The 22,894-nt window shown below is 37.3% G+C and carries 17 protein-coding genes; 10 read left to right on the forward strand and 7 right to left on the reverse strand.

Annotated features, from left to right (window positions below; genetic code table 11):
* Positions 1–2: 2 nt before the first annotated feature.
* The 3 genes from B3C16_RS06675 (at position 3) to B3C16_RS06685 (ending at position 3,683) form a co-directional block, all read left to right on the forward strand.
* Positions 3–962 carry a transporter gene (locus tag B3C16_RS06675; protein WP_291130122.1) on the forward strand — a complete coding sequence of 320 codons (960 nt, stop codon included), beginning with the start codon at positions 3–5 and terminating at the stop codon, positions 960–962.
* A 73-nt stretch (positions 963–1,035) separates the two neighbouring features.
* On the forward strand, positions 1,036–3,048 hold the full coding sequence (locus B3C16_RS06680) for a M13 family metallopeptidase (RefSeq protein ID WP_291130125.1): 2,013 nt from the start codon (positions 1,036–1,038) through the stop codon (positions 3,046–3,048).
* Positions 3,049–3,422: 374 nt separating this feature from the next.
* On the forward strand, positions 3,423–3,683 hold the full coding sequence (locus tag B3C16_RS06685; protein ID WP_291130128.1) for a hypothetical protein: 261 nt from the start codon (positions 3,423–3,425) through the stop codon (positions 3,681–3,683).
* Here the strand turns inward: B3C16_RS06685 and B3C16_RS06690 are convergent.
* The 4 genes from B3C16_RS06690 to B3C16_RS06705 form a co-directional block, all read right to left on the reverse strand.
* A complete protein-coding gene (locus B3C16_RS06690; RefSeq protein WP_291130131.1) occupies positions 3,664–6,807 on the reverse strand; it encodes a DUF3427 domain-containing protein in 3,144 nt (1,047 codons plus the stop codon). The genes B3C16_RS06685 and B3C16_RS06690 overlap by 20 nt on opposite strands.
* Positions 6,804–7,190 (reverse strand): (deoxy)nucleoside triphosphate pyrophosphohydrolase, encoded by a 387-nt coding sequence (locus B3C16_RS06695; protein WP_291130134.1) that lies wholly within the window; start codon positions 7,188–7,190, stop codon positions 6,804–6,806. Before B3C16_RS06695 ends, B3C16_RS06690 begins: the two co-directional genes overlap by 4 nt.
* A 246-nt stretch (positions 7,191–7,436) precedes the next feature.
* Entirely contained in the window at positions 7,437–7,817 is a 381-nt protein-coding gene (locus B3C16_RS06700; protein ID WP_291130137.1) for a helix-turn-helix domain-containing protein, read from the reverse strand.
* 600 nt (positions 7,818–8,417) lie between these two features.
* A complete protein-coding gene (locus B3C16_RS06705) occupies positions 8,418–9,011 on the reverse strand; it encodes a 2OG-Fe(II) oxygenase (RefSeq protein ID WP_291130140.1) in 594 nt (197 codons plus the stop codon).
* 203 nt (positions 9,012–9,214) lie between these two features.
* Here B3C16_RS06705 and B3C16_RS06710 point away from each other — a divergent pair, with 203 nt between their 5' ends.
* Positions 9,215–10,159: a hypothetical protein gene (locus B3C16_RS06710; protein WP_291130143.1), complete on the forward strand. Its 945-nt coding sequence runs from the start codon at positions 9,215–9,217 to the stop codon at positions 10,157–10,159.
* Between the two features lie 261 nt (positions 10,160–10,420).
* The gene (locus B3C16_RS06715; RefSeq protein WP_291130146.1) at positions 10,421–11,758 is read left to right on the forward strand and encodes an ammonium transporter; all 1,338 of its coding nucleotides are present in this window, start codon (positions 10,421–10,423) and stop codon (positions 11,756–11,758) included.
* Positions 11,759–11,787: 29 nt separating this feature from the next.
* Here B3C16_RS06715 and B3C16_RS06720 read toward each other — a convergent pair whose 3' ends face one another.
* Positions 11,788–13,371: a L,D-transpeptidase family protein gene (locus B3C16_RS06720; RefSeq protein WP_291130149.1), complete on the reverse strand. Its 1,584-nt coding sequence runs from the start codon at positions 13,369–13,371 to the stop codon at positions 11,788–11,790.
* 103 nt (positions 13,372–13,474) lie between these two features.
* On the opposite strand from B3C16_RS06720, the gene B3C16_RS06725 reads away from it, so the two are divergent.
* The 3 genes from B3C16_RS06725 (at position 13,475) to B3C16_RS06735 (ending at position 15,394) form a co-directional block, all read left to right on the forward strand.
* Positions 13,475–13,969 (forward strand): nuclear transport factor 2 family protein, encoded by a 495-nt coding sequence (locus B3C16_RS06725; protein ID WP_414655258.1) that lies wholly within the window; start codon positions 13,475–13,477, stop codon positions 13,967–13,969.
* Positions 13,970–14,365: 396 nt separating this feature from the next.
* Positions 14,366–14,794: a hypothetical protein gene (locus B3C16_RS06730; protein WP_291130156.1), complete on the forward strand. Its 429-nt coding sequence runs from the start codon at positions 14,366–14,368 to the stop codon at positions 14,792–14,794.
* Positions 14,795–14,812: 18 nt separating this feature from the next.
* Complete coding sequence (locus B3C16_RS06735) at positions 14,813–15,394, forward strand: hypothetical protein (RefSeq protein ID WP_291130160.1); 582 nt, start codon at positions 14,813–14,815, stop codon at positions 15,392–15,394.
* Positions 15,395–15,457: 63 nt separating this feature from the next.
* Here the strand turns inward: B3C16_RS06735 and B3C16_RS06740 are convergent, their stop codons facing one another.
* A complete protein-coding gene (locus B3C16_RS06740) occupies positions 15,458–16,396 on the reverse strand; it encodes an L-threonine 3-dehydrogenase (RefSeq protein ID WP_121312323.1) in 939 nt (312 codons plus the stop codon).
* Positions 16,397–16,589: 193 nt separating this feature from the next.
* On the opposite strand from B3C16_RS06740, the gene B3C16_RS06745 reads away from it, so the two are divergent.
* Positions 16,590–17,189: a hypothetical protein gene (locus tag B3C16_RS06745; RefSeq protein WP_291130163.1), complete on the forward strand. Its 600-nt coding sequence runs from the start codon at positions 16,590–16,592 to the stop codon at positions 17,187–17,189.
* Positions 17,190–17,192: 3 nt separating this feature from the next.
* Positions 17,193–20,582 carry a transcription-repair coupling factor gene (gene mfd, locus B3C16_RS06750; RefSeq protein WP_414655259.1) on the forward strand — a complete coding sequence of 1,130 codons (3,390 nt, stop codon included), beginning with the start codon at positions 17,193–17,195 and terminating at the stop codon, positions 20,580–20,582.
* Between the two features lie 49 nt (positions 20,583–20,631).
* Here mfd and B3C16_RS06755 read toward each other — a convergent pair whose 3' ends face one another.
* Entirely contained in the window at positions 20,632–22,800 is a 2,169-nt protein-coding gene (locus B3C16_RS06755; RefSeq protein ID WP_291130166.1) for a M12 family metallo-peptidase, read from the reverse strand.
* Positions 22,801–22,894 lie beyond the last annotated feature (94 nt).

Here is a 22,894-nt window from a genome sequence, read left to right on the forward strand (position 1 = left end):
AAATGAAAAAATACTTATTGCTCTTATTGTTTACCACACAGTGTCTTTTTGCTGCCAATAAAGACACCCTACAATTGCCTCCCGTTTTCAAAGCCTTACCGCTCTGGGAATCTGTGGCTGATGACTGCGATGCTTGCGGTTGCTCGGCCAGCGGTGGCAGCATGGGATTTGCTTCTATGCTCAATAACAACTTTGTAGGCATTCGTTACTTTTACCAAAGTTACCAAAGCAATGATGGTTTATACACCAACTCTCCTTGGCATGACGAAACCTTCAATACTGTTCAAATTTGGAGTAGAATTCCGCTTACCAAAAAAATCCAAGTCTCTGCTTTGCTGCCCTTTCATTTTCACCACCGAGAAACTGCTGCAGGAAAACAAAACATTTCCGGCATAGGCGATGCAACCGTCTTAGGGCTATATGAAATCTACCAAACCACTAATGACTCTGCACAATTCCACCATAAAATACAATTGGGTGCCGGACTCAAAATACCTTTGGGGAAATTTGATGAAGCCAACAACGGCAGTGTCAACCCAAGTTATCAATTGGGAACCGGAAGCTGGGACTACATGCTTACCGCAGATTATGTGATTAAAAGAAACCGTTTCGGACTCAACACCATGATCAACTACAACTTCAAAACCGAAAACCAAAAAAACTACCGCTTCGGAAATCAAACCAATTACGCTGCTACTTTTTTTTACTTTCACGAAACTTCAACTTTCAGTATTGTACCTCAGCTGGGCTTAGCAGGTGAAATTTATGAAAGCAATTACCAGTACAGCCAAAAAGTAAGAAACACCGCCGGTAATATCGTGATGAGCAAAATAGGTTTTGAAGTCGGAAAAAATAAACTCTCTCTGGGAGCCAACGCCATGCTGCCGATACACCAAAACCTCAATGCCGGAAGAGTAGAAGCCAAGTACCGTTGGAGCGTTAATTTAAATTATGCTTTGTAGCAAAGTGTAACAAAATTTAAATTATGCCAACTAATTTTAGCTAACTTAGCTTATACAAACTAATTCCACTTTAATGAAAAACGCATCACTTCTGCTGTTGACAGCCTTTCTTTTGGCTTCCTGCAATCAAAAAGAACTCACTTCGGGTATCACTACCAAAAATATGGATACGCTTGTAAAACCCGGCGATAACTTTGCCGCTTACGTCAACGGCGCTTGGATGAAAACCGCCAAGATTCCGGCAGACAAAGCGTCTTATGGTGCTTTTGATATGTTGTATGACCAATCTCAAAAAGACGTCAAAGCCATTATCGAAGAAGCCGCCAAAGGCAGCAATGCGGAAGGTTCGGACGAACAAAAAATCGGAGATTACTATGCTTCATTTATGGACAGAAAAGGGCGTGATGCTAAAGGCGTTGCACCTATCCAACCCGAATTGAAAGCCATCGACGCTATAGCTTCTTATGATGACTTGGCGGTTTATTTTGGACAGGCCAACCGTAAAGGAATAGCCATTCCGTTTAACGTTTCGGTGTATACTGATTTTAAAGACCCAACGAAATATACTTTGATCACTTGGCAAGCCGGTTTAGGTCTTCCGGAAAGAGAATATTATTTGGCTACCGATGCTAAAATGACTGACATCCGTCAAAAATATGTAGCGCATATTGAGAAGATGTTCCAATTGACCAACCTGCCGAATGCGGCTGAAAGTGCGGCCAAAATCATGGCTTTGGAAACTACCTTGGCGACCCAACACATGAAAAAAGAAGACACGCGTGACATTGTAAAATTGTACAATGCGTATGCGGTGAAAGATTTAAAAACATTGATGCCCGATTTCAACTGGAACGCTATGTTGAAAAGTGCAGGAGTTGAGAAAGAAAAAAATCTGGTAGTAACTCAAGTAGAATATACTAAAAGTTTAAACAACATTATCAAATCGACCCCAATTGACACATGGAAAACCTATCTAAAATGGGGATTAATCAACCGTTCAGCCGGTGGTTTAACTACCGCTATAGACAATCAAAACTTTGAGTTTTACAGCAAAACCTTGTATGGCACCGAGAAACAACAAGAAGATTGGAAACGCGCTGTTGAAGTGGTAAACGGTGGTTTGGGTGAAGTCGTAGGGAAAGTATACGTTAAAAAACACTTCTCTCCTGAAGCCAAAGAACGAATGGTTGGTATGGTGAAAAACTTATTGAAAGCTTATGCCGAAAGCATCAAAACTTTGGATTGGATGAGTGAAGCCACTAAGAAAGAAGCTTTGAACAAAGTGGATAACTTTATGATTAAAATTGGGTATCCTGACAAATGGAGAGATTACTCGGCGCTTAAAATTGACAAGAATGATCTTTTCGGAAATGCTCAAAGAGCAGCCGAATTTGAATACAACCGCAACTTGGCCAAACTGGGCAAACCGGTGGACAGAGCTGAATGGGGCATGAACCCACAAACGGTAAATGCTTATTACAATCCTTCGTTAAACGAGATTGTATTCCCGGCTGCCATTTTGAAACCGCCTTTCTTTGATTTGAATGCCGATGATGCCGTAAATTATGGTGGCATTGGTGCTGTTATCGGTCACGAAATTGGTCACGGTTTTGACGACCAGGGCAGTACTTTTGATGGCAAAGGTGTCATGAAAAACTGGTGGACACCACAAGATTTAGCCGCGTTCAAACAAAAAACCGGAGCGTTGGTAGAGCAATACAACAGCTTTAAAGCATTCCCCGATTTGAATGTTAACGGTGCGTTTACCTTGGGTGAAAACATTGGCGACTTAGGCGGATTGAGCATTGCCATCAAAGCTTACAAAGCAAGTTTGAACGGCAAAGAAGCTCCGGTGATGGATGGCTTTACCGGCATGCAACGCGTATTCTTAGGTTGGGGACAAGTATGGGCAGAGAAATCTCGTGAAGAAGCTTTGCGAAATCAAATTGCTTCCGACCCACACTCACCGGCGTTATTTAGAATTAACGGAACCGTGCGCAACATTCCGGAGTTTTATGACGCGTTTAATATTAAACCAACGGATTCTTTGTATTTAGCACCTGAAAAGCGTGTGAAGATTTGGTAGAAGAATTTCAAAAAATATTAGAAACCCTGACGGAGACGTTGGGGTTTTTTGTTTTACAACTAAACCCAATCGAGAACCCGACTGTCACCCTGTCCCGATATTTATCGGGAGTCGAAGGGTCGAAGGGCCAACCACAGCTTGTCATTATCGCTCACTTTTGTCATTCCCCCGCAGGCGGACACGAAGGTTTGCCCGACTGGCGCAGCAAATCCACCACCCCAACTTGTCATGCTGACGAAGGAAGCATATCATAATCCTGCTCAAACCACACAAAACAATTGTTCATAAATTCTGCAAACAAACAGAGTTTATGCATACAATTGTAGGATTACAAATCACCTAAATTTCTTAAATTAGTAAACAAAACCAAAGCAATGCAAGAACAAAAAAATAACTCAGGATTTGAATATTGGGACTTCATCGAAAAACATTATACACTTTATTATAGCTGCGATGATGTGCTACTTAGCGATATCTTGACTCGAAAACTAAACGGTCAAGAAATCTTCAAAGAAGATGAAGAATACATTGAAGGATGGAATGTAAAAGAAGAACTTTTGAAAATTGATACGGAATTGTTTAGAAGAGCTTTGGAGAATTATTTTAGCATAACATTCACCCAACCGACATCTTAGCTGAAGCCTTCCAAAGATAATTTGGTATTGGCTCATTAAGTTCCCATTTCACACTCATTGGTTTTGAACCTTCTGTCTCTCTAAAAATTGCCTCACCAACAAAAACATAACCTAGTGTATTCCCATTTTCATCATTTGCTTTTTCTCTAACAAAAAGCAATATTTTCTTGTTGTTCTCAAGGTGATTTATATATGACAATCCTTTAATTGTATCTGGCCCATAAGCATTATGTGATTGCCAATGAAACAATGTTTCACTTATAGCATAATCATCATACATAGTTGTTGGAGAAAAATTCTCTTCTGATTTAATTAAATTGATAAAAAGGATTTCCGTGTTAAGCTCTTTATTTTCTGCTGCGCCTTCTCTATTTGATGATTTCTTCTCAAAAGTACTTAATCTAAAAGCAGCTAATATTTGATCTCTTGTATAACGAGCATGCAATTTTAATGGTTGATTGTACGGCAATTGAATATCAATTTCTTTGAATCCAATCTTATCAATTAATATCTCTAAAACTTCTTTTATCTCCTTAACGAGAACTTTGTTTTTACCAATTGCTCTTATACTTCTTTCTAATGAGTCAAATCCTCCTGCGTTCTGCCAAATATCATAATGCAACATTAACAGCATAGTCTTTTCATTCTCATCAAAATCATTAATACTGATGTTGAAACTTTTGTTCGCTATTCTTAAAATAAAATTGAAATAACTTGTTGAATTAGTTGACAACCATTTATTACTAATGGCTGAATAGATTTGTTTTTCATTGGTAGATTCAAAATCTTCTATTACACCCGCTCTTTGACAAAGTCTTGACCAAGTTTCCTTTTTTGAATAAATCGTATGAATTGGGATATGATTAAACTCTATAAAATTATTTAAAGTTAACGGCAAAGTAGTTTGATATTTGAAGTTTTTAATCTTAGTTAATAATTGATTTACATTTAAAGAAGTTGCTTTTATAATGTTATTAAGAATTGTTTCCTTTGCTTTTTTCTCCAAAACAATAGAACAGCCAAGAGGTAAATGAGGAAAATCATCTTCTATTTCTTTTCGCACAGAGGTTGTTGTTTTACCTATCAAAGCTCTAAACTTATTTTCAAAATCATATTCAGGTCTGGCATTTCCAACGAAATCCAAAACCGTTAAACAATCTTTTCCTTCTGCTAAACGCAAACCCCTTCCTAACTGTTGAAGGAAAACCGTTAAACTTTCTGTTGGTCTCAAAAACAAAACCGTATCTACCTCCGGGATATCTACTCCTTCATTAAAAATATCAACTACAAACAAATAATTAAATTCTTTTTTCTTGAATTGCTCTCTAATTTTATCTCTTTCATTAGTGTTTTTACTGGTCAAACATTCTGCTTTTAATCCGGCCAAATTAAACTTCTCAGTCATGAAAATGGCATGTTCAACCGTGACACAAAAACCAATAGCACGAACATCGTTTAAATCATTTGTGTATTTATCAAGATTATTAATTATCTCACCAACCCTAACATTGTTTTTGGTGTATATACTTGTCAATTCACTAGCAACATATTTACCTTTCTCCCATTTTGCATTGGTTAAATCAATGCTATCTGTAATTCCGAAATACTGAAAAGGGCAAAGTAGTTTTTGATTCAATGCTTCAGGAAGTCTTATTTCAGCTGCTATCCTATTACAAAAATCCTCCAAAATATCTGCACCATCCATTCTCTCTGGAGTTGCGGTCAATCCTAAAAGGATTTTTGGTTTAAAATAATTTATTATCGGTCTATATGTGTTTGCAGAAATATGATGTACCTCATCTACAATTATAAAATCATAATACTCAGGTGTCAACTTAATATCTTTAAGTCTATTATTTAACGTTTGAACAGAAGCAAAAACAAACTCATTGGTAGTTGGCTCAATTCCATCAACCCATAAATCTCCAAAATTATTATCTTTTAAAACACCTTGAAATGTTGCTCTTGCTTGTTGTAATATCTCTTTCCTATGAGCTACAAAAAGTAACTTTGAAGATTTATTATTGCTTTTAAAGTTTTTATAATCAAATGCAGAAATTACAGTTTTTCCAGTTCCTGTTGCTGCAACCAATAAATTTCTAAATCTGTTATGCACTGTTCTTTCAACCTCTAACTTTTCAAGGATTTCACTTTGGTAATGAAATGGCTTGATGTCAAAGTTTGCTGTTGTGGATCTGTATTCCTTTGAAAACTTACCTTGTTTTAAAGCATCAACTAACTTTTCAGAATGAATGCTTTTATCATATAATTCAAACTCCTGATTTTGCCAATAGGCTTCAAAAGTTTTCTTGAACTTGTCAATAATATGTCCAACTTCTTTTGTGGTGATTTTTAAATTCCACTCTAATCCATCTGTTAATGCTGAACGAGAAAAATTTGAAGAACCAATATAAGCTGTATGAAAACCCGTATTTCTTTGAAATAAATATGCTTTTGCATGCAACCTTTCATTTCCTGTATTATAAGAAACTTTAACTTCGGTGTTTTCCAAAGACGATAAAAACTCTACTGCTTTGGCATCGGTCGCACCTATATAAGTAGTTGTTATAACTCTTAATTGACCCCCTCTATTAGTAAACTCTCTTAGTTCCTTTTCAAGAATTCTAATCCCTTTCCATTTAATAAACGAAACTAATAAATCAATTTTATCAGATGATAAAATCTCTTTTCGCAACTCACTTTCAAGTGTTGTTCCTGAATTTCCTCCTGTAAAAAGTTCGCTGTGAATTAATCTTGTATAAGGTGTAATTTCTTTAAGATGCAAATCCAAATCTGTAAAATGTGCATCTACTTTTGTAAAGACGGCCTTTAAAATTTTCCCTTCTGTTTCTATTAAATCATCTTCAAACTCTTCTTTTTTTAATTCTTCTTTTAGAAATAAAATGATTTTGTTGGCAATCTCTATTTGTGTTTCTAAAATGTCTTCTCCTTTAATTAAAGTGAAAGCATGCTTGATTGTTTTACCAATATGTTGAGATAGTATTTGTGCTGCTTCAGCTTTGTCAATTGACGCCTTCTTTACTTGAAAAGTATCTTTATTAAGTTCATTTATTTTTAAGTTAATTAGTTTGGTTACTAATTCCTCATAAAGTCCTTGGTTCATAATTCAAGTTTTAAAAATTCATCAACAATTGGCTTATCTGCATCAGCCCAATCTAAACTCTTGAGTTCTGATTTATCTAATAATTTATAATCTTTATGTTCCGATAATTCTATACTGCCTTTGATATAATTTGCAACAAAAGGAATTAGGTTAATTTCAAATACTCCATAATCATGAACAACATTAGAAAGCTTTTTTAAAACATCTATTTCAATATTTATCTCTTCCTTTACTTCTCTTTTTATGCATTCTATTTCGTTTTCATTCTCCTCTAGTTTACCACCTGGAAACTCCCATTTCAATGGCAACTTCATTATTTCACTCCTTTGAGTAACTAAAATTTTATTTTCAATTATTATAATTGCACAAGTAACATTAATCATGCTTTGGAATTTTTATAAACTTAAGGATAATAAACAACTTAGACAAAAACAGATTGAGAAAGTTTATAATCTACACTGTCTAACTTAAGAATGCTTAATATTTAAAAACAATTAGTTAAACTTTACATGTTTAAAAAATAAACAAACATATTTTAATTAGTTACAGTTAAATTATTATGAGTTCTTCTTTCATCGGAATGACAGAGACATCAAACAAAAAAGGATAGACTCACATCTATCCTCTTCCTATTTCTTCAACTGCTCCAACAGAGCATTTTTTTCTTTCTCTGCCTCTAACAATCTTTCATACAATTCAACAACCTTATCCAAAGGATTAAATGTACAATTATTATAGGGCCCATGGTTCACACTGCTATCGTGAAAACTATTAAAATAATTGAAAATAGCGTCTTCTGAAAAGTTCTTAATAGTATCCTTAGAAACTCCTAACGCTTCAGCTATCTGTTGCAATTTCTCCTCATCAATACTCTCACTATTTTCAATAGTAGAAATAGTCTGTTGGCTTACGCCTATTGCCATGGCTAAGGCTTCCTGCTTCATTTGGCGTAACTCTCTAATACGGCTGATATTACGGCCTATGTGTTTTGGTTTTACAGTTGTACTCATAATCTAAGTTTATTAAAAAGGTGGTTATAGTCGGCTTTACACAAAAATACATATTTTGGGCAATTCATATCACAAAGAAAAGCAATTGCGACAATAAGAAGTATGCAAAAAAAAAGAAAATGTATGCAAAAAAGTATATTTCTGCGTTTTCCGTTTGGGTTTTCTCCCATTCTTGTTCGGGTGTTGTTCGCAAAAAAAGGTGTTTTTGCGAACAAACTGCGAACAAGCTACGAACAACACCCGAACAAAGGTCAAAAAAGAGTACTTTTAAGACTCATTGGGCATCGTTGGATATCAAAACGGCTTATTTGCACTCAATATGCATCATTGGTGTTCAAGTCCTTGCTGACCTGAAAAAGGAATGTAACTTTGTGTTTAGACAATTATTTCGCACAAGTCACACTCTAGTCCATAGCTACTCCCTAGATTTGATATTAAGAATTTGATATTAAGAGGAGGAAGCCCGGTGGGCTTCAGGTACACGAACTTTAGTTCGTCTTTGTCTTATCCTTAATAGCTAGTGTATGGCTCAAGTATAGGAAATCCCTACTTCAAGTATAGCTAAAGCATCAATGGTGACAGATTTAACCTAAAACCCTTTCACCCTCTCTTCAACCACCCCGTAACACTCATTCTAACCACATTCGTCACCAACACCTCATGTTCCAATTCGTTGCTTCTAAAGAAAACCGTTTTCCCTGCATTAGGTGAAATGGTTTGGTTGGTGGGCGTTTGGTAAATCTGTAGTTCGCCCCCGTCTTTTGCCTTCCAATCGGCATTCAAGTAGCTAATCATCGAGAACTGTCGGTTCGAATTGTCTTGAAACTGGTCTAAGTGTTTTTTATAAAAATCACCCGCTTCATATAACGAATAATGAAACTCATACCCCGTAATACCGGTGTAGCAACTTTCGTTTAAATAAAGCACAAAAGCGTCCATCTTTTCAAAGAAGGCATTTTCGTGTATGTTGTTGTGCTTTTTATCCAGCCAATAAATCACATCGCTTCGCACTTGGCTGTTGTGTTGGAGCTTTTGGTCATTGCCAATGCCGGCTTTTTCCAGTAAATTCTCGGCTTGCAAGGCCAATATATTTTCCTTTAAATGTTGGCACAAATCATCGCTTAAAAAATGGTCTGCAATCCCAACTTTACTCTTAATAAAACTACTAATCAAGGTCTCAAAACTATCTTCCATCACACACCCACACTTGATTTGACAAGTTCTTCGTCAAGGTAGTCTATTAAATCCGCATAACCCCTCTTCTCTTATCCCTTTTCCCTTTTCCCTTTTCCCTTTTCCCTTATCCCTCTTCCCTTATCCCTTATCCCTTATCCCTCACTTTTCCCCACCAACCAAATAATTATTTCTTTAACTTTACCTCACCAACCCAACCTTTTATGAAATCAAAACACACCTTTCCAACTTTCATAGCCATCGCTTTATTTCCCCTAATCAGCTTTAGCCAAATCACCATCACCAACACCGCCGAAGTAGCCAAAATCAAACAAGGCACCACGTTCTTCGCCATGAGCGATCCCAATGCACCAAAAGCAAAAGCCTTTGTCGACGCCATCAAAAAAGCCTGGACACTCTCCAAAGTAGAATGCATCAAATACACCGATGTAGAGAAAAACATTGCACCCAACAACAGTTTCGTGACTATCGGTGCCAATATGACGACTTCCAACAGCACGTTAGCGTCCACCGAAACCCGCATCTATTTAGAACTTTGGACCACCAACGGTAAATACACCCACGATCCTAAAAAACGCCTTCACTTCAACCAAGCCGATAAAATCTCTATCGCAACCATAGAACTCTTCGCCGATTATTATGCCCAAAACAACCCAAGTGCTTTATACAAAATGGACTATGACGCGGCAGGACATTTTAAAAATTGGGGCGCAGGAGTTCTTGCCAATTACCTTCAACAACTCACTTCCCTACTCAACAAAGGCACCGACTGCCTAGCCAAAACCGAAATCGCCAACAAAACAGAACTCCAAAAAATGAGTGCTTCCACACTGTTCATTCCTGACTATGTGATGATAAAGTTCCCCAAAAATGCGGACGACGAAAGCAAGAAATACGAAGACAAAGAAATCTTCGATGGTTTGAGTCAGGCTTATAAAGTTTTGCCAATCTCAGAACTCAACGATAAAATAGCAAACACCGTCACACCATTTTATTACTTACTCTTCATCAAAACACCTACAGAAAAGTTCATCACGGTGACCAACTCCCAAACCGGAGAAATCATCTACTCGGCTTATACAGGTTCGGCTGCCAATTTTAAATCTAGTGATTTAAAAGAATTACAAAAAGTAGTACTGAAAAAATAATTTACTGTTGTTACCACGGTTCTCGATACTTGCCTTGCAGGCGAACTCGAACTGACGCCTTGCTGTTGACTTATTAAAATATACATTTCTCAAAAACAAAGTGCTTATTTTCTGAATCCACAAAAACAAATTCGATTTATTAAAATTTAAACAAAAATTTAATTTTACCCTGAACAAATTCATAACTCATAATTCATAATTCATAATTTTAAATAACTTTACCCTGTAAAATTTAGGGGTTGGTCTTATAATTATCTTTTTATGAAAATCGAAAAACGTTGGATAGTTTCTTTTCTCATCATTACTTTAGTCGCCATTTCGGGTTTATTTTGGCCTGAAAAATTAGCCGACAACCACGAGGCTTTCAATGCTATTGACACCATTAGTTATGCCGATGTGGCTTGGCTACTCACCGCTTCTTGTTTGGTTTTACTCATGACGCCGGGATTGGCTTTCTTTTACGGCGGTATGGTGGGAAAAAAGAATGTCATTTCCACGATGCTTAAAAGCTTTATCTGTTTGGGTGTAATCAGTTTGCTTTGGGTAACCGTTGGTTTTTCGCTTTCTTTTGGCGCCCCGATTGGCCCAACAATCAATGGTATTCACTATGGCATCATTGGCAACCCGTTTGATTTTGCTTTCTTTAGCTATGTCGAAATGCATCCGCACAAGACGATGGCTTCTTCGATACCTTTTATTTTGTTTGCTTTGTTCCAAATGAAATTTGCTGTCATAACACCGGCCATCATTACCGGCGCGCTCGCGGAACGCATCCGTTTCATTTCCTTTTTGCTCTTTATTTGTTTGTTTACCATTTGTATCTACGCGCCTTTATGCCACATGATTTGGCACCCAAACGGTCTCTTGGGAAGCTTTTTCGGCGTAAAGGATTTCGCAGGCGGAACAGTCGTTCACATGAGTGCAGGTTTTGCGGCTTTGGCTGGTGTTTTAGTTTTAGGCAAAAGAAAAAACAGCGAACACATTCCAACGAATATTCCGTTTGTATTATTAGGCACCGGAATGCTATGGTTCGGCTGGTTCGGATTCAACGCAGGTTCTGCTTTAGCCGCCAATGCAACTGCCGCAATGGCTTTTGCTACGACAACGATTTGTTCGGCTTCGGCCATGCTGACTTGGGTATTCTTTGACCGAATGAACGGCAGAAAAGTATCGGCACTTGGTGCTTGTATCGGTGCTGTAGTTGGATTGGTCGTGATTACGCCTTCGGCAGGATATGTGACGATTCCTCAAAGTATTTTCTTCGGATTCATCGGTGCGATTGTTTCGAACAAAATGGTTTATTGGAAAAAACTAAAACAAATTGACGACACTTTAGACGTGTTTGCTTGTCACGGTGTGGGTGGAATAATGGGAATGATTTTAACGGCTATTTTTGCTAAGGGAGAAAATGCCAGTTTATTATATGGTGGTTGGAATATCTTTGGCCACCACATGCTGGCTTTGGTTTTGGTTTCGGTCTTTACTTTTGGCGGTGCGTATTTATTATTCAAACTAACCAATCTTATCATTCCGATTCGCGTTTCAGAAGAATCAGAAAACATGGGATTGGATTTGTCGCAACACGGCGAAGCATTTTAACTTATCCCTAATCCCTTTTCTCTTATTCCTTATTCCTCCAACAACAACATCGCCAAAGCATTATCTCTTTCATAAATGTCTTTGTGGAAATTTATCGTGCCTTCATCATCAACCCAAGCGGTAAAATAACCAATATACACCGGGATTTGGTTCTTCAACGTATGCCACTTTTCTTTTCCGCCGCTCATGGCAGCATCAATTTTTTCGGGCGTCCAATTGGGATCATCTTGTAAAATCAAGTTGGCCAGTTCTTTGGGTTTTTCCACACGAATACATCCATGACTGAACGCCCTTTTTTCTTGGCTGAACAAACTCTTAGCCGGCGTATCGTGTAAATAAATATTATTCGAATTCGGGAATAAAAACTTCACCAAACCTAAGGAGTTATTCGGTCCCGGTTTTTGTCGGATGTTATTGCCGTTCCACTCCATATTGTGCTTGGCCAAATAATTCGGATTCTTTTTAATCGCCGGAAGAATTTCTTTATTCTTAATGCTGGTCGGTACATTCCAATACGGGCTAAACACAATATAACTCATCATACCGCTAAAAATCACGGTTTCATTTAAAGACGTTCCCACCACCACATTCGAAACCAAAGCGGCTTTTCCTTCCTTGAAATAAGTCAGGCGATAGGACGGAATATTCACCACGATAAACTCTTTGGCTTTAGTCAAATCGGTCGAAATCCAACGGCAGCGTTCCATATTGACCATAATGGTTTTGATGCGGTCGCTAATGGACACGTTCATTTCGGCGATGTGTTTCGGTAAAATAATCTTATCTGCTGAAAATCCGTTGCGCTGTTTGTACTTCAATATGGCTTGTTGCAAAGATTCGTCATAAACAGCACTCTTCGAATCAGTTTCAATATCTGACGTCAAAAACAATCGGCTTCTGATTTGCATTACCAAGTCGGAACTGTCATTCGGTTTTAATTGTTTGAAATCATCCGGAGTTATAATAGCTGTCCAACCGCCGTTTTGTTCTATTGCTCTGTATTTTTGCAATACCGTTTTCAGTTTATAATATTGCCCTATCAGTTGCTCTTTGTTGTCAATCAGTTTTGGATCAACCAACAAAGAATCTAAATATTGAACATAGGATAATTTTTTTCGAGGCAAATACCAACCTAACTCTTCCACTTTAGTATCATCAATTCCCTGAAGTACTTTGTTGGTATAATAGAAATAATAATTGGTCAGGAACAATTCGACATCCACATTGGGTTTCGATGAAGTCTTTTGGAACAAACCATCCAAAATATCTTTGTAAGGCACTTTCGCTTGAACGCCTTCTTCAAAAAGATTATTCATCTTATTGTAAATCACTTCGGCGGTTTCTTTTCGCCCTTTTTTATCATACCAAATAAAATTGTATTGGCTTTTTTGATACAGTGTTACTACTTGAGTTTTATACAAAACCAACTTAGTATATTTGGCATAAAAAGTAGCTACTTGCGTACTGTCAAAAGACAAAGAAAAATCTTGCTGCTGAAATTTACTCGAAACTTTTAGCACTTTATTATCCTTTTTGGCGCAATACCATCCGGTTAAAGAAAACCCAAGTACTAAAACGACAAGTACAACACCAATCCATTGTTGTTTTTTCATAGCCAACCGTATATTCATCCTATAAAATTACAAAAAGTTATCGGCTAAATAAACACTAAATCGTATATTTACTTTTGATTACAACTGTCTAAAAAACAAGATGATGAAAAATATACTGCTTCTTTTGGTCTTCACTTTTAGTTTCTCCTTGGTTAATGCACAAGGGAAAGAACAAATTAATAAAGTTTTAGACGCTTGGCACAAAGCGGCAGCGGAAGCCAATTTCAAAGACTATTTTGATGCCATGGCTGAAGAATCGATTTTCATTGGCACCGATGCTACCGAGAATTGGAACAAAACAGATTTTAAAGCCTTTGCCAAACCTTATTTTGACAAAGGAAAAGCATGGAATTTTACCGCTTTAGAAAGAAATATTTACTTCAGCAACGATAAAAAAACCGCTTGGTTTGATGAATTGTTGGATACTCAAATGAAAATCTGTCGCGGTTCGGGCGTTTTAGTTTTGGTCAATGGCCAATGGAAAATTAAACACTACGTCCTTTCGATGACCATTCCTAACGACAACATTGACGAGGTCTTAAAAGTGAAAGCACCTATCGAAGACAAACTCATCACCACATTAAAAGAAAAAAAATAGTTTTTCTACCTTCTTCAAATCCATAGCCTTCCTTTTCTCGTACATGAGGGTAAGAATCCCATTGCTACGATTATGGATAATAACAAAAAAATCAACGCACTATTCGGCACTATAGCGTTTATAGTACTGTTTCTGCTGCTTTTTTTGGCTTATTGCTTTGCCCTGTTTGCTCCCGCATAAAGAGACAGCTTGTATTTTTCAAGCTAAAAGACAACTACATCCCATACTAAGAGGTTAGGTTAGTTTTGTTTTTGTTTAAAGAAAAGCGCTACTGCTACAAGTGGCGCTTTTTGATTTTATAGCCTTCACATTACCACTACAGTAATTTTTTTTCGCTTTTATAAAACCAAAATTGAAATCACGTCGTACATGAGGGAAACAAAAAACAAATAGAGTATGAAAATTAACAAAACCGTAAAGAGAATAGCATTGAGCCTACTTGGTGTAGTAGTGCTGCTTTTCGGCATCTTGGTTTATCATATCGCCAATGCCAGACCGGTAGAAAATGCAACGATACAAATCAGTCGTATCGATTTTGCCCAACCATTTGATTCATTAAGTACTGTTGCTATCAAAGAAAAACTCCACAGTATCAAAGGCGTTAAAAGTGACATCATTGTCAAAGAAAATGTGGTAGTCTATTTTCACGACAACACCATCGCCGACTCCCAAAAAGTGTACGACGAATTAATGACCAAAGGCGATTACAAAGCAGAACGTTTTTTATTACCGCCAAGTTTAGCCAACAAACAAGTTTGTCCTGTAATGAAAAAAGACAGTTTCAAATACAAGTTCAGCAAGTTTATCCAAGGAATTTTTAATTAATCTTCAAATTATATCATTATGAAAAAGTATTCAAAATTAGCACTAAGTGCTTTAGTCTTCGGAGCGATAGTATTCACTTCTTGCAGTGACGATGATTCATCTCCACCGGCAACACCATCAATCTACGAAAGATTAGGCGGAACTACTATGGTATCCGATCCTGACAATCCGGGACAAATGATTGAACAAGGTCGTTTAAGCTACCGCAAAGTAGTCAACACCACAGTAGGTTTAATCGTTGCCGATGTTCAAGCCGGTGCTTCCGGTAATTTAGGCGTGCACTTCGCACCGGTTTTAACAGAAGTTGGTGCAGGCAATACGACCAACTTAGCTATTTTGGTGGACAACCTTACCGACTTTTTCTCTTTCAACACCGGTGGAACAAATGCTGTAAATACTTATTCAGGTTTGGATATGGTGACAGCTCACAATCCGGCTATGAACCCGAGAATGGGTACTACTTCAACCGATGCTAATTACACGAAATTTGTTGGTTATGTTGGAGCAGCAGCCAATCAAAATGGTGTAGCGGCAAATACACAATTGTATACCGACATCGTTGCAGTATTGGAATCTTTAAGAGATCCAATAGTGCAATAGTAACTCACTTTATTATTGTAAAAAACGCTACCCAAAAGGTAGCGTTTTGCTTTATAGTATTGTTTACTTAAGATTCTCTAACATTTCGACCGTCATAGAAGCCAAATCAAATTTGTGCTTCCAATTCCAGTCCTTTTGTGCGGCACTGTCATCAATAGAAGCCGGCCAACTATCCGCAATCTTTTGACGGAAATCAGGTTTATAAGATATGGTAAAATCAGGTATGTGATTTTTGATTTCAGCGGCGATTTCATTTGGTGTAAAACTTACGCCGGCTAAATTATAAGAAGATCTAATTTTGATACTATCACTCGGTGCTTGCATAATTTCAACAGTCGCTCTAATTGCGTCATCCATATACATCATTGGCAAAGCCGTATCTTCCGAAAGGAAACATTCATACTTACCGTCTTTCAAAGCTTTGTGGTAAATATCAACTGCGTAATCGGTTGTGCCGCCACCCGGTTCAGTTGACCAACTGATTAATCCCGGATAACGAATACTTCTCACGTCAACTCCATAAATATGATGGTAATATTCACACCATCTTTCACCGGTTTGCTTGCTAATGCCGTAAACCGTTGTCGGTTCCATGATAGTGTATTGTGGCGTATTGTTCCTTGGCGTTGTGGGTCCGAAAACCGCAATGCTCGATGGCCAGAATATCTTTTGGATTTTTTTGGCCTTCGCTAAATTCAAAACGTGAAAAAGTGAATTCATATTCAAATCCCAAGCAAACGCCGGATTTTTTTCAGCTGTCGCCGAAAGCAAAGCGGCCATCAAATAGACATCGGTAATTTGATATTGCTCAATTAAATGCTCAATTTGATTGTAATCTAAAGCATTGACTACTTCAAAAATACCTTCATTTACGATATCAATATTCAGCTTTCGAATATCGGAAGCAATGACATTGTCAACACCGTAAATACTTCTCAGTTTTTTGGTCAACTCGGTTCCGATTTGTCCGCAAGCGCCAATGATTAAGATTTTTGTACTCATTTAGTTTGTGTGTATTTTATTCCACTTCGTTCCATACAGTCACTATGCTCGAGTGTCCGGCAAAGATACAGTTTTAAGAAATGTTTCATTAACTAAAAGTGGCGTTCTTTTTTAACAAAATTATAATTCCTTTAAGTATCTCATTCTGAAGTTTCCTTTTACCTTTGTACCTTTACGACTTAAATTCAAACGAATGAAAATTTATTTTTCAGCCCTGCTTTTAATGCTGTTGTGTTTGGTCTCTTGTCAAGAAGATCCAAAAATCCGCATCTTAGCACAGGAAAAGGAAGCGAAGAAACAAGAAGTCATTTTTAACAACATTAATAAAGGGTGGAATTTTAATACCCAACTTACTAATGAAACCGCTCGTTCGCTCACTACCAATTGGGCCGAATGGCGCGTGTTTTTAAACGAATTGGGACAAAAACCCAAAAGCAGTATCGGTGCTTTTAAAGCAAAAGCCAAAACACTTTCTAAAAAAGCAGCCGACTTGAATAATAATATTCCTGTGAAGTTCGCTATACCGGAAGTTAAAAGCCGAATTGCCACAATTAACACCAAAATTAATTCTATCAATCTTTTTATCAATTTGCAACAAATTCCGGATGCTAAGATTGTGAAATTGGTGCAAGAAATCAATATCGAAGTGGCTTCATTACAGTTCCAACTCGATGAAATTACCCGAAAAAGCAACATCAAAATAGAAGATGGCGAAAGCGACATGTTGCGCATGTTAGACACCAGCAGAGCCATTCCGTCCACTCCGGATCCAAATTTAAAACCACGTCAATAAGCTTTGAGCCAAAACTCTTTATATAACAGTTATCTCCATTCGGCGAAAGTCAAACAAATTGCAGACAGTCTTGACACGAGCGTTAGCGAACTGGCGAAGCAAAATCCTTTGGCTAAGATTCAGTTAAAAGGACTTTTGGGTTCGTCATTGTCATTTGTTTTTCAAGCTATTTTTAAGAAAAGCGAAAAACCATTTCTACTAATTCTCAACGAAAAAGAAGAAGCGGCTTATTATTTAAACGATTTGGAGCAAATGATTGGTGCCAATGACGTACTGTTTTATCCGAGTTCATATCGTCGTCCGTACCAAATTGAAGAAACCGACAACGCCAACGTATTGTTGCGTTCCGAAGTGTTGAACCGAATCAATTCCCGCAAAAAACCGGCCGTCATTGTCACGTATCCCGAAGCACTTTTTGAAAAAGTGGTTACTCGAAAAGAACTCGACAAAAACACTTTAAAAGTTTCCGTTGGCGATAATGTTTCCATCGATTTTATCAACGAAGTTTTATTTGAATACGAATTCAAACGCGTAGATTTTATCACCGAACCGGGCGAGTTTTCAGTTCGTGGCGGAATCTTAGATGTGTTCTCCTTTTCGAATGACAATCCGTATCGCATTGAGTTTTTTGGGAATGAAGTCGATAGCATTCGAACGTTTGATGTCGCGACTCAGTTGTCGGTAGAAAAGCAAACCAAGATTACCATTATCCCAAATCTGGAAAACAAATTCATCAAAGAAAACCGCGAGAGTTTCCTCGATTACATCAGTGATAAAACCGTTTTGTGCATTGAGAATACAGAGTTTTTAACCGGGCAATTGGACAAGCTTTTTGGCAAAGCCATTGAAACTTTTGACAAATTATCAAAAGACGTCAAACATGCTTCTCCGGAACATTTGTTCTTAAACCAAGAAGGTTTTTTGCGCAAAGCATTGGATTTTTCCATCATAGAATTATCGAACAAACCGTTGTTCAAAACGACTAAAACTTTTGAATACCACATACAACCTCAACCTTCGTTTAACAAGCAATTTGATTTGTTGTTGAATAATTTGAGTGACAATCATTTCAACGGTTATACCAATTATTTGTATTGTGCCAATGAAGGTCAGGCGAATCGTTTTCACGATATTTTTGAAAGTTTAGACGAAGCCAATCACGAAAATATTCGCAAGCAATACCATACAATCGTTTCATCTTTGTACCAAGGTTTCATTGATGAAGAAAACCAAATTGCTTGTTACACCGACCACCAGATTTTTGAGCGTTACCACAAATTTACCATCAAAAACGGTTACTCTAAAAAGCAAACCTTGACGCTGAAAGAACTGAATTCATTATCCGTAGGCGATTATGTAACGCATATTGATCACGGAATTGGAAAGTTTGGTGGCTTGCAAAAAATTCAGGTCGAAGGCAAAACGCAAGAAGCCATTAAACTCGTTTATGCCGATAACGACATTGTTTACGTTAGTATCCATTCGCTGCATAAAATCTCTAAATACAACGGCAAAGACGGCACACCGCCGAAGATATACAAACTCGGCTCGAACGCTTGGAAAGTTTTAAAACAAAAAACCAAAGCGCGTGTCAAACACATTGCGTTCAACTTAATTCAGTTGTACGCCAAACGAAGATTGGAAAAAGGCTTTCAGTTTGCGCCCGATAGTTATTTGCAAAAAGAATTAGAAAGCTCATTTATTTACGAAGATACACCCGACCAAATCACGGCCACGCAAGACGTCAAAGCCGATATGGAAAAAGACCGTCCAATGGACCGATTGGTTTGTGGCGATGTAGGTTTTGGAAAAACGGAAGTGGCGATTCGTGCAGCGTTCAAGGCGGTGGATAATAGTAAACAGGTTGCGATTTTGGTGCCAACCACTATTTTGGCTTACCAACATTATAGAACTTTTACAGAAAGATTAAAAGAAATGCCGGTGAAAGTTGGCTACTTAAATAGATTCAGAACGGCGAAACAAAAAGCACAAACTTTAGAAGAATTGGCTTCCGGGAAACTGGATATTATCATTGGCACGCACCAATTGGTTAACAAAAATGTACAGTTTAAAGATTTAGGTTTGTTGATTGTGGATGAAGAACAAAAGTTTGGTGTAAACGTAAAAGATAAGCTTAAAACCATTGCGGCTAACGTAGATACTTTAACCCTAACTGCAACACCAATTCCGAGAACTTTGCAGTTTTCGTTGATGGCTGCTCGAGATTTATCGGTTATTACAACGCCGCCGCCGAATCGTTATCCAATCGAATCGCAGGTTGTTGGCTTTAATGAAGAGTTGATTCGCGATGCGATTTCGTATGAAATTCAAAGAAATGGCCAAGTCTTTTTCATCAACAACCGAATTGAAAACATCAAGGAAATTGCCGGTATGATTCAGCGACTCGTTCCCGATGCCCGCGTTGGTATTGGTCACGGCCAAATGGAAGGCACGAAGTTGGAAGAGTTGATGCTCGGATTTATGAATGGTGATTTTGATGTTTTGGTTGCCACAACGATTATCGAAAGTGGTTTGGATGTGCCGAATGCCAATACGATTTTCATCAATAATGCCAATAATTTTGGGCTGTCTGATTTGCATCAAATGCGTGGAAGAGTTGGAAGAAGTAATAAAAAAGCATTTTGTTATTTTATTTGTCCACCGTATTCTGCCATGACCGATGATGCCCGAAAAAGGATTCAGGCTTTGGAACAATTCAGCGAATTGGGAAGTGGTTTTAATATTGCGATGAAGGATTTAGAGATTCGCGGTGCCGGAGATTTATTGGGCGGAGAACAAAGTGGTTTTATCAACGAAATCGGTTTTGAAACCTATCAAAAAATCATGAACGAAGCCATTGAAGAGTTGAAAGAAAACGAATTCAAAGACTTGTACCAAGATGAAAACGAAGACGAAAACAAAGAGTACGTCAAAGATTTACAAATCGATACCGACTTTGAACTGCTCTTCCCCGATGAATACATCAACAACATTTCGGAGCGATTGAATTTGTACAATGAATTGGGCACCATCAAAAACGAAGAGGAATTAATTGCCTACGAAAATAAGTTGATTGACCGTTTTGGCCCATTGCCGAAAGAAGCCAAAGCCCTTTTAAACAGCATTCGCATCAAATGGATTGCCACACAAATGGGAATCGAAAGAATTGTGATGAAACAAGGCAAACTGATTGGCTATTTTGTCTCTGACCAACAATCGGCTTATTACAATTCGAAGCCATTCCGACACATGTTACAGTTTGTACAACAGCACGGAAATATTTGTAAAATGAAAGAGAAAGAAACCAAAAATGGTTTGCGATTATTACTCACATTTGAAAACGTAAAATCAATTTCCCGAGCTTTAGAGTTTATGGAATTGATGAAAAAATAAAAAAGCCACTCAATTCGAGTGGCTTTCTTTTTATAATAAATTGTAATAATTACATTTTTAATATTTTGAAATTGGCTTCCACACCACTGATTTTCAACTTGAAGAAATACGTTCCGTTAGCAAAGGATGACATGTCAACATTGGTCGTCATTTCGTTCATTTTTTGATTGAATAACAATTGGCCTTGGACATTATAAACCAATACTTCAGAAATTGGATCTTTAGAATTAATGGTCACATTTCCATTGGTTGGATTTGGATAATAGCTGTAATCTATAAAGTCTGCATCTACTTCCCCTAAAGTTCCGGTACAAGTAACGGTGGCATTCCAGCCCGAGGCAACAGTTCCTTCATCCGAATAAAACTTAAAGGTCAATGAACCATCAGATGCTGTTGAATTAAAAGGATTTGGCAATGCTGAACCGGTTAATCCGCCCAATGTTAAATCTGGATAGGTATCATCCGGACCATTGTAAATGTACAAGTAATCCCAATTTTGTTCAATGTTAAAGTTTGAGAAAGTAACTCGTAATTTCAATCCCGGATTTGAAGGAGTCAACGTTCTCGTCCAAGATTCAAAGTTTAAATAGTTTCCGGAAGCTCCACCTGAATCTGTGAATAAAACATTATTACAATAATCGGGTGATTTTGTAGCAAATATTTTTTCCCTACTGGTAGGCGTAACATTATCACATAAAGGTCTAATTCTAACTCTGTAATATGAATTAACATTCAAGCCTGAAACACTATAACTATTTGTATCAACCGTATTCCAAACCGGAGCTGCTAAAGTTGAGGTAACCGAAATTTGCCAACTGGAATTAGATCCAATGTCATTCCATGTGATTAAAGCAGAATCGGTAGTGATATTAGTTATTGTTATGTCAGTAATGGTATTGATACAAGTGTTTATACAATCTACACTTAAACAGGCTTTACTATCAATATTATTAACCAATAATTCTGCCGGTTGTGGGCCAAAACCATTGTTAAAGCTAATCCCGACTCCTGAAATTAAGTGACAATAACTCATAATTGTTCCTTTTTCTTCCGGTACCGGAATTGGACCTTGTGGACAACTGCCTTCCGTAAATCCTGCTTGTTGTCCGCAACCGTCAATAGCGGTATTGTTTCCATTCCATGAACAACGGTGCGTATGAGGTGATCCGAGTGAATGTCCAAATTCATGGGTAATTACTTGTACCGTCCAAGAATAAGTTGGCACCGTTAAATAAGCGAAATTCACATCAGAATAGGCATAATTACTTTGTGTACATAAAGTGTTTAAATAAGCAACTCCGCCTAATGAACCCGGGTCAACACCAATTAAATGTCCCACATCACCATCAAAAACTGTTCTTGTACTACGAAACGAACTTAAATAATCCCCGGAGGATGTTGAAATTCCGTTGTAAGGATCTGTTTCTGTCCAAACAAAAATGGATTTTAAGGCTGTTGAAATTCCATCAAATTCAAATAATGTTTGAACATTATTCGATACAGAAGTCATCCAATTAGTAGTAGTGGTAACATTGCTACCATTATTTAAATACAAATTGTAATCTACCTCGTAATAAAAAGTAACACATTTTTCAGTGTTTACATCTCTATTGGTCTCATTGTTCGTGTTTACAGTTACTCCTTCTTCTTTAGTGTTACATCCAAACTGATTCAACACCTTCATTTTAGCATCCGAATAAACAATGTATTCAGTCTGATTGTTAGGTTTGTCTAATTTTCCAATTACTAAATTACCTAATTCCGAGCTCGAAATTATACCGTTAAACTCTCCGTTAAAGAAATTAAATGCCGAAACTGAATTGGTATTCCCGTTTATAATTCCGCGGTAATAAACGCCTTTTTCGTATGGAATGTTTTTACCTTTATCAGTATCTACATGAAACCCTTCCGCCAACGGATTAGATTGGTATAACAAAACTGAAATGGTTTGGTTTTGGTAGGGAATTTCTAATTCAATGGTATTGTATCTATTGTTGACAACTTCATTGACTTTCGTCAAATCTAAAGCGGCCAATGTAGCACCTTCAACCACTTTGTTGACCTCAGCGTTGATGGTATTTTGAGTAGTCGACAAAACAGAAACTCTCTTAAAATCAGTATTTGATTTTTGTAAGTTGGTTACTTTTTCCGCTACTTTACTTTGTGCAATAATTGAAACAGAGATCAAAAATGCAGCAAACAGTAAAACTTTTTTCATAGCTTGTAAATGTTATTTTTTTGTAAAGTTATTGAAATTCAATTCAAAACTATTTTTTATTCTGAAATTTAGGATTTGTTTATATGAAATTTAC

It is taken from the genome of Flavobacterium sp. UBA7682 (assembly GCF_002482945.1).
Classification (GTDB): domain Bacteria; phylum Bacteroidota; class Bacteroidia; order Flavobacteriales; family Flavobacteriaceae; genus Flavobacterium.